At 70.5% G+C, this 12,504-nt stretch carries 10 protein-coding genes and 1 riboswitch; of the genes, 7 read left to right on the top strand and 3 right to left on the bottom strand.

Annotated features, from left to right (window positions below; all coding sequences use genetic code 11):
* Positions 1-20 precede the first annotated feature (20 nt).
* Positions 21-503: a SufE family protein gene (locus HJG52_RS04935; protein ID WP_171242385.1), complete on the bottom strand. Its 483-nt coding sequence runs from the start codon at positions 501-503 to the stop codon at positions 21-23.
* A gap of 9 nt (positions 504-512) precedes the next feature.
* Positions 513-1,400: a sulfurtransferase gene (locus HJG52_RS04930; RefSeq protein WP_171242384.1), complete on the bottom strand. Its 888-nt coding sequence runs from the start codon at positions 1,398-1,400 to the stop codon at positions 513-515.
* Between the two features lie 95 nt (positions 1,401-1,495).
* Here HJG52_RS04930 and HJG52_RS04925 point away from each other — a divergent pair, with 95 nt between their 5' ends.
* The 7 genes from HJG52_RS04925 to HJG52_RS04895 all read left to right on the top strand — a co-directional run bounded on the left by HJG52_RS04925 (position 1,496) and on the right by HJG52_RS04895 (position 10,022).
* Entirely contained in the window at positions 1,496-2,218 is a 723-nt protein-coding gene (locus HJG52_RS04925; protein ID WP_171242383.1) for an EcsC family protein, read from the top strand.
* A 198-nt stretch (positions 2,219-2,416) separates the two neighbouring features.
* Complete coding sequence (locus HJG52_RS04920) at positions 2,417-2,842, top strand: YkvA family protein (RefSeq protein ID WP_240977170.1); 426 nt, start codon at positions 2,417-2,419, stop codon at positions 2,840-2,842.
* Between the two features lie 177 nt (positions 2,843-3,019).
* Entirely contained in the window at positions 3,020-4,180 is a 1,161-nt protein-coding gene (locus HJG52_RS04915) for a DUF4192 domain-containing protein (RefSeq protein ID WP_171242382.1), read from the top strand.
* Between the two features lie 24 nt (positions 4,181-4,204).
* A riboswitch (SAM riboswitch) is annotated at positions 4,205-4,315 on the top strand.
* A 14-nt stretch (positions 4,316-4,329) separates the two neighbouring features.
* A complete protein-coding gene (metX, locus tag HJG52_RS04910; protein WP_171242381.1) occupies positions 4,330-5,466 on the top strand; it encodes a homoserine O-acetyltransferase MetX in 1,137 nt (378 codons plus the stop codon).
* 73 nt (positions 5,467-5,539) lie between these two features.
* Positions 5,540-5,944, top strand: a complete 405-nt coding sequence (locus tag HJG52_RS04905) for a universal stress protein (protein WP_171242380.1) — start codon at positions 5,540-5,542, stop codon at positions 5,942-5,944.
* 249 nt (positions 5,945-6,193) lie between these two features.
* Entirely contained in the window at positions 6,194-7,951 is a 1,758-nt protein-coding gene (locus tag HJG52_RS04900; RefSeq protein ID WP_171243087.1) for an RNA polymerase sigma factor, read from the top strand.
* 256 nt (positions 7,952-8,207) lie between these two features.
* On the top strand, positions 8,208-10,022 hold the full coding sequence (locus HJG52_RS04895) for a hypothetical protein (protein WP_171242379.1): 1,815 nt from the start codon (positions 8,208-8,210) through the stop codon (positions 10,020-10,022).
* 27 nt (positions 10,023-10,049) lie between these two features.
* Here the strand turns inward: HJG52_RS04895 and HJG52_RS04890 are convergent, their stop codons facing one another.
* Positions 10,050-12,428 (bottom strand): transglutaminase TgpA family protein, encoded by a 2,379-nt coding sequence (locus HJG52_RS04890; RefSeq protein ID WP_171242378.1) that lies wholly within the window; start codon positions 12,426-12,428, stop codon positions 10,050-10,052.
* Positions 12,429-12,504 lie beyond the last annotated feature (76 nt).

The raw sequence follows: 12,504 nt of genomic DNA, 5'->3' as shown, positions 1-12,504 counted from the left end.
CGTGTCGGCGCAGCGTTGCCTCAGGCCGCCTGCGACTTGAGCGCCGTCTGCCGCTTGATCCGGCTCAGCATGCCGACCATGCCGCGCAGCCGCAGCGGCGACACCGCCTCACCCAGGGCGAACCGGAACGGTGCGTCGTCCGGCACCGCCAGCACCTCCTCGACGGTGAGCCCGTCGAGACCCTCGTGCAGGATCCCGGCGAACCCGCGGGTCGTCGGCGCCTCCGGCGGTGCCGAGAAGAACAGGTGCACCGGACGCTCACCCGCGGGACGCTCGTCCGGCTCACCGTCCGGGCCTTCGTCACCGACCTCGACCACGAGGAACAGCGGCGACTGGCACTCGTGCACCTGCTCCATCTCACCCAGCCGACCGGCATACCGCTCGGGCAGCTCCGGCAGCCCCTCGCTGAACTCCAACAGGAGCTCAAGTCGTTGCGGCACAGGCAGGTTCGCAAAGTCCTCCGCGATCTCCGCCAACGCCGCGGGCAGCGGTTCGTCACTCACGATGACGTCCTACTTCTCGACAGGCACACGCACCGAGTTGCCCCACTCGGTCCAGGACCCGTCGTAGTTGCGGACGTTGTCGAACCCCAGCAGGTGCGTCAGCACGAACCACGTGTGCGACGAGCGCTCGCCGATGCGGCAGTACGCGACCGTCGCCTCCTTCGGGTCCAGCCCCTGCTCGGTGAGGTAGATCGCCTCGAGCTCGTCGCGCGACTTGAACGTGCCGTCCTCGTTGGCCGCCCGCGCCCACGGCACCGACTTCGCGCCGGGGATGTGCCCGCCGCGCATCGCGCCCTCCTGCGGGTAGTCCGGCATGTGCAGCAGCTCGCCACTGAACTCGCCGGGGGAGCGGACGTCGACGAGCGGCCCGCCCAGGTGCGCCAGGACGTCGTCCTTGAACGCACGGATCGGTGCGTCGTCCCGCTCGACGACGGGGTATGCCGCGTCGCCGGTTCGCGCGGTGACCGACGGAACCTCCTTGGTGAGCTCACGGCCCTCGGCGGCCCACTTGGCCCGGCCGCCGTCGAGCAGCCGCACGTCCTCGTGGCCGAACAGGCTCATCACCCACAGGGCGTAGGCGGCCCACCAGTTGTTCTTGTCGCCGTAGATCACCACGGTCGTGTCGCGGCCGATCCCGCGCTCGCTCATGACCTTGGCGAACTGCTCGGCGTCGACGTAGTCGCGCATGACCGGGTCGTTGAGGTCCTGGTGCCAGTCGAGCTTGAGCGCGCCGGGGATGTGGCCGGTGTCGTAGAGGAGGACGTCCTCGTCGGACTCGAGCAGCGCGATGGAGTCGTCAGCGCCGGTGCCGACCTTGCCGGCGGCGATCTGCTCGGCGAGCCAGTCGGTGCTGACGAGGCGGTCGGGATGGGCGTACTGGGTGAAGTCAGAAGCCATGGCACAAGGCTATTCCTGCCGTGAGGGGGTCTCCATGGCAGGATGACGGCGACGGCTGGACAACCAGGACGAACGACCACCAAAGGGGTGCTGACGTGGGGTTTCTCGGATTCGGCAAGGATGACGAGAAGGAGACCAAGGTGCCGGCCTCGGCCCTCGAGCAGGCGGCCGCGGCCAAGGACCAGAAGGGCATGTCCGCGGCCGTGAGCGGTCTCATCGAGAACCTGCTCGACACCGGCATCGACGGCAAGGGCCCGTTCGACTCCGCGCAGAAGGTCGCCGACGTCAAGCGGGCCGAGAAGCCGTCCGCCGACGAGGCCGTCGACGCGGTCGTCCGCAGCCACCTCAAGCTGGCCGCGGCCGGTGGCTTCGTCACCGGGCTCGGCGGGTTCATCACCATGCCCGTCGCGCTCCCGGTCAACGTGCTCGAGTTCTACCTCGTCGCGACCCGCATGGTTGCCTCGATCGCGTCGCTGCGCGGCTACGACATCAAGCAGCCCGAGATCCGCTCGGCCATCCTGCTCACCCTCGTGGGCGCGGACGCGGACGACCTGCTCAAGAAGGCGGGTGTCTTCACCACCGGCCGCCTCGCCAACCTGGCCGCTCAGCGGCTGCCCGGGCCGGCGCTCATGGTGGTCAACAAGGCGGTCGGCTTCCGGCTCCTCACCATCGCCGGGCGCAAGTCGCTCACCCGCCTCGGCAAGGGCGTCCCGGTCGTGGGTGGCGTCATCGGAGCGGGCCTCGACTCCTACCTGCTCAAGCGGATCGCCGACGGGGCCCGGCGCGAGTTCCCGCCGCGCAACACCGCGACCGCCTGAGCGTCGCGGCCGTGGCCACCACGGGTGGGGTATGCCGCGTGGTGACCACGCGGCATACCTGCGAGATCGCGACGCTCGGGTCACAATCGAGACACACGGAACGCCACACGGGATTTCCGCGTCGGAACGGGTCGTTGGACACATCGCCCGGCAGGTGAGCGCCGAAGCCGACGCACCGGGCAGCAAGGAGTGATTGACATGGCCGCAGCACGAGCAGGCAAGGCAGCACGGTGGGGGATGTTCCGCACCCTGGCCTCCGCGATCCGCACCGCCGCCCGACCCGGGTCGCCCAGCATGCAGGACCGGTTGGCCGCGGTGCCCCGCCTCATCCGGGCGACCTTCACCGGTGAGTACCACGGCGCCACGAAGGGCCGGCTGTTCCTGATCGCCGCGGCCGTGGCGTACGTCGTGTCGCCGGTGGACTTCGTGCCCGAGGCGCTGCTCGGGGTGTTCGGGCTCGCCGACGACGCGTTCGTGGTGTCGTGGATCGCCGCCGCGGTGATCAACGAGACCGAGTCGTTCCTCGCGTGGGAGCGGGCGACGCCCTCCGGTCGTTCGGGCGGGGCCCGGTCGGCCTGGGGCGCGGCGACCGACGAGCCGGTCTACAGCAAGGTCGTCCGCTAGCCGGTCTCCGACCAGTGCATGGGCGACGCCTCGGGGTGACCCTCGGGGCGTCGTCGTTGTCCCGGGCGTGGTTGCGGCACACGGGCGCTGTCCACAGGGCCTGGGTGCGGCGAGGGTTGTCCACACCCGCGAGAACTGACCCTGTCGAGGGATGCCTCGCGAAGCCACCGTGGGCGCATGACGATTCGACTCCGACTGCGCGGCGACGCAGACCTGCTGGCGTTCCTGCCCTACCACCTCGGCTACCACCCGACCGACTCGGTCGTCCTGGTCGCCATGCACGGCAACCGGATGGGCCTGACCGCCCGGTTCGACCTCACCGACGACCCCGTGGCGATGGCCCGCCTGACGGCGGAGGTCGCTGCGCCGCTGGCCCGTGAGGAACCCGAGGGTGTGGTCCTCGTCGCCTACGAGGACGAGCCGGGGAGCTCCGACGCTGTGCTCGGCGTGCTGCAACCGGCGATCAGGGACGCCGGGATCGAGCAGATCGCGGTCATGGTCGTGCGGGACGGGGCGTGGGAGGCACGCCACTGCACCGACCCGCGCTGTTGCGCGCAGGAGCCACAGCCCATCCCGTCGGCGGCCGACTCGCCGGCGGTCGCCGAGCTCGTCGGGATGGGTGTCTCACCGCTGCGCACCCGGGCCGACCTGCGCGCCTTCGTCGCCCTCGACCCACGGGCCAGCGCGCCCGTCGAGCAGGCCCTGAAGGCGCGGTCGGTCGCCTGGGCGGGGGAGGCCTTCGGCCTGCCGCCGGACCCTGACCCCACGGCGGTCACCGCGCACCGGATGCGCGCGCTGCACGCCTGGGCCACGGTCCTCGACAGCTCCGAGGACGCACCCGACCTGACTGCCGAGGAGGTCGTCGCCGCCGTCCACGCCCTTCGTGACGTCGACGTGCGCGATGGTGTCATCGCGTGGATGTGTCCCGGCTCGCTGCCGTTCGAGCACCTGAAGCCGGACCTCGTCGACCTCCTGGTGACCCTGCTGCCGGTGCCGGTGTGGGCCGTCCACGACCAGCGCTCGGCCGAGACGCCGGATGCGGTGGCGCGCGACCGCGAGGCACTCATGGCGGCGCGCCGGCTCGAGCAGCGGTTGGCGGCCCTGTGCCGGGCGGTGCCGGACCGCCTCTGCGCCGGGGTCCTCACGGTCCTCGCGTCCTACGCGTGGTGGGAGGGCAGCGGCGCCCTCGCCCGGGAGGCCGTCGAGCGGGCGCTCCAGCACCAGCCCGACTACCGCCTGGCCGTGCTCACCGAGAAGATGATCGACTTCGCCGTGCGCCCCGGCCGGGCGCCGTTCCAGGACCCGTCCACGGTCCGGACGCACCTGTCCGCGGGCTGAGCAGCGCTCCTATGATGGGCCGCAGGTCATGAGTCCCAGCGTCAAGCCCCGGCTTGCTGGGCGGCAACCCTCCTCGCGGTGGGGTGCCCCGGGTGATGACACGGCCGACCCCGACCGGGGCGGCAAGCGCGAAGCCCAGGAGCACGGCCATGACGACGACCTCCCGTCCCCCCTCGACGACGGCGGCGTGGCGCGACGGCGACGACCCCGGGGACCGCCGGTTCGCCGCGCTCGGAGCGGTGGAGCTCGAGCGTGGGGGCGTCGTGCCGGACGTGACGATCGCCTACGAGACGTGGGGTGAGCTCAACGCGGCTGCGGACAACGCGATCCTCATCGAGCACGCCCTCACCGGGGACAGCCACGTCGTCGGTCCGGCCGGCCCGGGCCACCCGACCCCCGGCTGGTGGGACGGGCTCATCGGACCGGGACGCCCGATCGACACCGAGCGCTGGTTCGTCGTGGCGGCCAACGTCCTCGGCGGCTGCCAGGGCAGCACCGGCCCGTCGAGCGCGGCACCCGACGGCCGCCCGTGGGGCAGCCGGTTCCCGTTCGTGACCGTTCGCGACCAGGTGCGCACCGAGGCCCTGCTCGCGGACGAGCTCGGCATCGACCGGTGGCGGCTCGTCCTCGGCGGGTCGATGGGTGGCATGCGCGTCCTGGAGTGGGCGGTCGGCCACCCCGAGCGGGTGGAGGCGGCCCTGGTGCTCGCCAGCACGGCATACGCGACGGCCGAACAGATCGCGTGGTGCCAGCCGCAGCTCTTGGCGATTCGCAGCGACCCCCACTTCCGCGGTGGTGACTACTACGACGCCGAGTCGGGTCCGGACACGGGCCTTGGCATCGCCCGCCGCATCGCCCACGTCACCTACCGCAGCGAGCTGGAGTTGCACACGCGGTTCGGCCGGGCGGCGCAGGGGCAGGAGGACCCCCTCGGCGGTCACGGCCGGTATGCCGTGGAGTCCTACCTCGACCACCACGCCGGGAAGCTCGCGGGTCGGTTCGATGCCAACTCCTACGTCGTGCTGACCGAGGCGATGAGCTCGCACGACGTCGGGCGTGGCCGGGGAGGGGTGACGGCTGCGCTGGCGGGCGTGCGGGCGGACGTGACGGTGGTTGCCGTGGACAGCGACCGGCTCTACCCGCCGCGGCTGTCCGCGGAGGTCGCCGAGGCCGTGCCGTCGGGTCGGCTGCTGACGGTGACGTCCGAGTACGGCCACGACGGCTTCCTCATCGAGGTGGAGCAGGTCGGGCAGATCGTGCGCGAGGTGCTGTCAGGCCCTGCCTGAGGAGGGGATTTCCGGTACGGTCGGGCCACGCGGCCGGGTGTACGCCCGACCCTCGGAGACTAGGAGGATCCCCGTGTCCATCGTGGTGGGTTACGTGCCGACGAAGGAAGGGCGCGCCGCACTGCGCCAGGCAGCTGACGAGGCGCTGCTGCGCAAGTCCAAGCTCATCGTCATCAACTCCCAGCGCGGGGGCCGCGACTACGACGCGGGCGAGGCGCAGCAGTTCGAGTCCGAGCTGAACCGGATCCAGCGTGAGCTCGACGAGGCTGGCGTGCAGCACGAGGTGCGCCAGCTGGTCCGCGGCAACGAACCGGCCGAGGACCTCATCGCCGTCGCCGAGGAGGAGGACGCCGACTTCATCGTGATCGGTCTGCGGCGCCGCACCCCGGTCGGCAAGCTGATCCTGGGCTCCAACGCGCAGCGCATCCTGCTCGACGCGTCGTGCCCGGTGCTCGCCGTCAAGGCCGGCGAGGGCTGAGCCGGGACCGCCACGGCGCCCGCACGCACCCGTCGGGGGCGGTCTCGGACAGGCCGCTGACCGGTGCCGATGCGGGATCTTGGGCGAACTCGTTTTACAATGTCGAGGTCGAGGTCGATCGGAGCGCCTGCTCCCACCACCGCGGCAATACTTCCACCCTCCGCGTTGTTGTCATTGGCATCCCCTGGCGTGCCCGTGATGGCGCATGCCGTGCCGCGAGTCAGCGACGAAAGGTAGTCCGTGTCGCCTGTGTCCAAGAAGGCTGCGAGCCCCGCACCATCCCTTCCCCAGGAGTTCTCCCTCCCCGCCCTGCAGACCCTGCTCAAGCAGGGTCGTACCCGCGGCTCGGTTGACGCCGAGCAGCTGCGGGTTGCGCTCGAGGAGGCGCAGATCGCCCCCAAGCGGATGAAGGTCGTGCTGCGCGCGCTCGACGAGCAGGGCATCCAGGTCACCCTCGACGCGGCCACCGCCTCGCGGGCTGTCGCGGCGACGAGCACCCGGACCAAGACCACGGCCAGCACCAAGAAGGCCGCGGCGAAGAAGACCACGGCCAAGACCGCGAGCAAGCCGGCCGCGAAGTCGGCCCCTGCGCCCGCGAAGAAGGCTGCCGCCACGAAGACCGCGGCCAAGCCCGCCGCCAAGACAGCCGCGACCAAGTCGACCGCTGCCAAGACTGCGACGGCCAAGGGCGAGGCTGCCAAGGGCGAGTCGAAGACCGAGACCAAGCCGGCGGCGAAGAAGGCCGCCAAGGCCACCACGACCAAGAAGGCGGCTGCCGCGGCCGCGGGTTCGTCGGCCAAGGCTCCGGCGAAGAAGGCCGCGGCGAAGAAGACCGCCGCCAAGTCCACGGGCAAGGTCGACGTCAAGGGTGCCACCGACGAGGACGGCCCTGAAGAGGTCGAGGACGAGGAGCTCGAGGAGGTCGAGCCGACCGAGGTCGTCGAGTCCGAGCTCGAAGAGGTCGACGTCGAGGAGTCCGAGGCCGAGGACGACAAGGCGAAGAAGTCCGACGACGAGGAAGAGGGCGAGAGCACCGGCTTCGTCCTGCGCGACGACGACGAGGAGGACGCCCCCGTCCAGCAGGTCGTCACCGCCGGCGCCACCGCCGACCCGGTCAAGGACTACCTCAAGCAGATCGGCAAGGTCGCCCTCCTCAACGCCGAGCAGGAGGTCGAGCTCGCCAAGCGGATCGAGGCCGGCCTGTTCGCCGAGGAGCGCCTCAACTCCGGCGACAAGATCGAGATGAAGCTCAAGCGCGAGCTGTGGTGGATCGCCCAGGACGGCAAGAAGGCGAAGAACCACCTGCTCGAGGCCAACCTGCGTCTCGTGGTGTCGCTGGCCAAGCGCTACACGGGTCGCGGCATGCTCTTTCTGGACCTGATCCAGGAGGGCAACCTCGGCCTGATCCGTGCGGTGGAGAAGTTCGACTACACCAAGGGCTACAAGTTCTCGACCTACGCGACGTGGTGGATCCGTCAGGCCATCACCCGCGCCATGGCCGACCAGGCCCGCACCATCCGCATCCCGGTGCACATGGTCGAGGTCATCAACAAGCTCGCCCGCGTGCAGCGCCAGATGCTCCAGGACCTGGGCCGCGAGCCCACCCCGGAGGAGCTGGCCAAGGAACTGGACATGACGCCGGAGAAGGTCGTCGAGGTCCAGAAGTACGGTCGCGAGCCGATCTCGCTGCACACCCCGCTCGGTGAGGACGGTGACAGCGAGTTCGGTGACCTCATCGAGGACTCCGAGGCCGTGGTCCCGGCTGACGCGGTCAGCTTCACGTTGCTGCAGGAGCAGCTGCACTCGGTCCTCGACACGCTCTCGGAGCGCGAGGCGGGTGTGGTGTCGATGCGGTTCGGTCTGACCGACGGGCAGCCGAAGACGCTCGACGAGATCGGCAAGGTCTACGGCGTGACCCGTGAGCGGATCCGCCAGATCGAGTCCAAGACGATGAGCAAGCTGCGTCACCCGAGCCGTTCGCAGGTCCTGCGCGACTACCTGGACTGACGACGACGGGGCGAAGGACCCGACCGAGCTCCAGCGAGGGAGGCCCGGAGCCCTGAGGAGTCGGTCCAGTGGGTCTGGACTGACGACGACGGGGCGAAGGACCCGACGACATACGACGAAAGGCGCCCCGGAGCCAGCATGGCTCCGGGGCGCTTTCGGCTTTTGTGGGGGTATGCCGGGGATGCCCTGGGCCGTTTGCGCGATGCCTGGGCGGGGTGGGGGGCGCAGACTGCCCGGCGGGGGGTCGGAGGGCAGCATGGGTTTCGCGGACGTCAAGCTCGTGGTGTGGGACCTCGATGACACTTTCTGGGCGGGGACGCTCAGCGAGGGAGGCATCGCCGAGATCCCAGCCCACAGTGCCCTCGTGCGCCGCCTGAGCGACTGTGGCGTGGTCAACTCGATCTGCTCGAAGAACGATGCGGGACAGGTCTCGGCCGAGCTCGCGAGACTGGGCCTGGCCGATGTGTTCGTGATGGCGTCGGTCGACTGGTCGCCCAAGGGGCAGCGGGTGCAGCGCCTCATTGACGACATGCAGCTGCGTGCGCCCAACGTGCTCTTCGTGGACGACAACCACCTCAACCGGGAAGAGGCGCTGTTCTACTGCCCCGGCTTGATGGTGGCCGGCCCCGAGGTCGTCCCCGACCTCATCAGCTTTGCCCGGGCGGCGCCCGTCTCGGACCCCGGGCACAGCCGGCTCCAGCGCTACCGCATCCTCGAGACGAAGGTCGCGGAAAAGGCCAGGTCATCCTCCAACGAGGCGTTCCTGCGGGACAGCGACATCCGCGTTCGCTTCCACCGCGACCCCCTCGCGCACCTCGCCCGGTTGAGCGAGCTCGTGCACCGCACGAACCAGCTCAACTTCACGAAGAACCGGATGTCGGCCGATGAGCTCCGGGTGCTGCTGGCCGACCCAGTGACGTCGGCCGGCTGTGTCAGCGTGCGGGACCGATACGGCGAGTACGGAGTCGTCGGTCTGTACGTCGAGCGCGACGGCAAGCTCGTGCATTTCGCCTTCTCCTGCAGCATCATCGGGATGGGCGTCGAGCAGTTCACGTATCACCACATCGGATCACCCCGGCTCACGGTGGTCGGCGACGTGACGAGTTCCGTTGGGGGAGAACACCCCCCGGACTGGATCACCGTGGACGCCTCGACGGGACACAGCGCCTCTCGCGCACCCGAGACCTCGAGTCCGGGACGCCGCATTCTGCTGAAGGGTCCCTGTGACATCAGCAGTCTGGTGCCCTACCTCGGTGCTGGGGCAGGCACGATCGACACCGAGCTCAATGCGCCGGACGACCGCGGCGTGATGATCACGGCGCACAACCACACCGTCCACGTCGTCGCGTCGCTCGAGCGGCGGCAGCAGGACCTCGACCGGCTCGTGGCCGACGCGCCCTTCCTCGCACCCGAGGCGTTCGCCACCCGGATGTTCGATGGGTACGACGCCGTCGTGCTCAGCCTGCTGCCCGACTCGCATGAGGGGGTGTACCAGCGGCGCGACGACCCGTCCCTGTCGATTGCCTTCTCCAGCTTCACGTTCGACCTCACCGATCCCGACCACTGGGACGACTTCGTTGACGGCAGTTACGTCAACCACGCCTACCCGTTCACGCGGGAGACCCTCTCCGACTTCTCGCGACGGTTCCGTTTCGTGGGACCGGTGCCCGTCGGGCAGCTGGTCCGCAACCTCCAGGTCATCCGTGACCGACTCGACGCCGCCGCCCTTCTGGTCCTGCTGCTGGGTTCGGAGACGGGCACCGTGGAGGAGACGCTCGAGTTTCGCGGGCACGCGCAACGGCACGCCGAGGTCAACCGGGCGGCCGAGGCGTTCGCCTCGTCGCGACCCAACGTCCGCACCGTCAACCTCACCGAGCTGGTCGAGAGCCAGGCCGACTTCGCCGCGGGCATCAACCACCTGCGCCGAGCCAAGTACCTCGAGCTGGCGGGGCGGATCTCGGCAGAGCTCAACGACTACTTCGGCGACGACGTCACGCGCCCGGTCGCGGGTGACCAGGGCGTGCTGCGTCGGGGGCGACGCGCGCTGCGGCGCATGCTCGGGAGACGGTGAAGGGGAGCCGGCGGGTATGCCGTGGTGTCAGCTGCGTCGCGACTCGCGCCACTGCGCGAACCGGTCGAGGGGTTGGCGCAGGGCCTGGGTGAGGGCGTCGCGGCGTTCGCGCCATTCGGTGACGCCTTCGGTGGGCCACCAGGTGGCGCGCAGCCGGTCCTTGCGGCGGCGGACGCCGGCGACGGCCTTGACGACGGCGGCGGTGTCGGTGCGGATGTCGGTGACCGTGCCGGACCCGGGGCGCATGTAGCGGGACTGTTCGACGCCGTCGACGACCCGACGCAGCGCGGTGCTCTGGTCTCCTTCGAGGTAGGCCTCGCGCTGGTAGAAGCGTCCCGCCTGGCGGGGGGTGCTGCCACGGGGTGGGATGACGCCGAGGTCGCCGATGCGTTCGACCATGGACTGCCACTCGACCTCGACGCGTCCGGCGTCGTCGGGGGCGTGTCGTAGTCGTCGCCGGAGGCGGTTGCGGGCTGCCAGGGGGACGGCGAGTGCGCCGAGGATGCCGACGAGCAGGCCCAGGCCGAGCCACAACGCGATGGTGGCGGTGCGGTCGCTGAGCCAGGAGCCGACGCCACTGCCGGTGTCGGTCGTGGTGGGTGCGGAGGTGGCGCCGGGGTCGTTGCGGTTGGCGGCGGTGGTGGTGGCCGAGCCGGTCGGTCCGGAGGTGGCGGACTGCTCGGGCGTCTGCTCGCTGTCGCCCGTGGGCGCAAGGGAGTAGGGCGGTGCCACGGTGGTCTGCTGGCCGGATGGGGTGGGTTCGAACGGCAGCCAGCCGATGCCTTCGAAGTACAGCTCGGGCCAGGCGTGCGCCTGGGCACCGGTGACGGTGTAGACGCCGCGGTTGGCGGTGCCCGGCAGGAACCCGATGCCCATGCGGGCGGGGATGCCGGCTTCCCGGGACATCATGATCATGGCGGTCGCGAACTGGACGCAGTAGCCAATCTTGGACCGCAGGAACAGCGAGATGGGGTCGGGCTTCTCGAGCTGGCCGAAGTCGTTGCGGATCGTCTCGGGGACGTTGAGGGAGTAGGTGAACCCGCCGTCCTCGCGCAGGTACTGCTGGATCGCTCGGGCGGCCTCGATCCGGTTGGCGCCCCGGGGCACGACCTGGCGCACGAGCGCCGAGACGCGGTCGGCGGAGTCGGGGTCGACCTGCAGCGTCTCGGGCACGACACCGCCACCGGGCCTGGTGGTCGGCTGGGCGAGTGACTCGGCGGTGGGGGACAGGGCGAGGTAGCTGAAGCTGTAGCTGCTGGCGGTGCGTCCCACGGAGACGACGGAGGTCTGCCGGTCGATGCCCCAGGGCACCCGGCCGAGGTCGCCGGCGACGACGGGGGTGGGTGCGGCGATCTGGGGTGCCTCGATGCGTGAGTCGTCGACGGAGATCCGGTAGGTCTCGCGGGGGACGCTGGGGTCGAGGTCTGCGGGCGGGTCGACCTGGCGCAGCCGGCTCCGCTCGACGTCCTCGGGGTCCGGCTTCCACTCGCCGTCGTAACGGTTGAGGACACCGACGCGCAGCGGGGTGAGCCGGGGGGCGTTGGTCGTGTAGGTGAGGATCGGCGACGTCGACGGGCTCTCGAGGCTTCGGGTGAGGTCGAGGGTGGTGCGCAGCCCGACCTGCCCGTCGCTGTAGCCGGTGGCGTCGCTGGAGCGGCCGAGTCCGTCGATGAGGTAGCGGGTCGGCAGGTGCGGGATGACCAGTGGCAGCACGACGGCACACACGAGACCACCGATCGCGAGGGTGCGGCCGACGGCGGCATACCCGTAGACCCCGTCTCTGTCGTCGTGGTGCGCGCGCCCGGTCGTGCTCATGGGCACGGTGGTGCTCCAGCGCCGCAGCGAGGCGATGCCCTGCCGGCCGAGAAGCAGCAGCCACACCGCGGCGGCCACGAGGAAGTAGAGCGGGTTGAGGGCGTCGCCGGAGTTGGAGGCGGAGATGAGGTATGCCGTGAGCAGCGGCAGGCCGGCCAGGGCGGGGGAGCGTCGCATCACGGCGAGGTGGTCGACGATGATGGCGGCCACGCCGATGACCAGACCGATGGCGAGCGTGATGCCGCGGTTGGTGGGTGCGGGTGCGGCGTAGTTCTGGATGGTCTCGCGCGCCTGGACGAGCAGGTTGTTGAACGCCAGGACCATGTCGGGGGTCGGGAGCCCGTGCCAGAGGTGCCCGCGGCCGTAGAGCCAGGACGAGACGAGGACGAGCCCGACCAGCTGGCTGGCGGCGACCCCGATCCACGAGGTGGTGAGCAAGCGTCCGACGACGCCGGCGAGGACGACCATGGCGATGACAACGAGGGTCGGTCGGATCCACGTGTTGGGCGCGAAGAGCGTCGTCAGGGGCCAGGCGACGACTGCTGAGGCGAGGCCGGCGAGCAGCGAGTCGGCGATGCGCCCGCGACTCATGCTGGGCCGCCTTCCTCGAGGTCCCCACGAAGTATCTGGGGGAGCGGAGCGGCGGAAGAACTTCGTGGGGTGAGGT

Source organism: Knoellia koreensis (genome assembly GCF_013041615.1).
GTDB classification, from domain to species: domain Bacteria; phylum Actinomycetota; class Actinomycetes; order Actinomycetales; family Dermatophilaceae; genus Pedococcus; species Pedococcus koreensis.
The sequence above is the reverse complement of the archived record's forward strand: the minus strand, read 5'-3'. Positions and strand labels throughout refer to the sequence as shown.

What these genes read in the sequence shown, in the direction of transcription:
- HJG52_RS04930 (WP_171242384.1), bottom strand. Translation starts at nt 1,400, where the DNA reads ATGGCTTCTGACTTCACCCAGTACGCCCATCCCGACCGCCTCGTCAGC.
- HJG52_RS04920 (WP_240977170.1), top strand. Translation starts at nt 2,417, where the DNA reads ATGGCCGCAGCACGAGCAGGCAAGGCAGCACGGTGGGGGATGTTCCGC.
- HJG52_RS04915 (WP_171242382.1), top strand. Translation starts at nt 3,020, where the DNA reads ATGACGATTCGACTCCGACTGCGCGGCGACGCAGACCTGCTGGCGTTC.
- metX (WP_171242381.1), top strand. Translation starts at nt 4,330, where the DNA reads ATGACGACGACCTCCCGTCCCCCCTCGACGACGGCGGCGTGGCGCGAC.
- HJG52_RS04895 (WP_171242379.1), top strand. Translation starts at nt 8,208, where the DNA reads ATGGGTTTCGCGGACGTCAAGCTCGTGGTGTGGGACCTCGATGACACT.
- HJG52_RS04890 (WP_171242378.1), bottom strand. Translation starts at nt 12,428, where the DNA reads ATGAGTCGCGGGCGCATCGCCGACTCGCTGCTCGCCGGCCTCGCCTCA.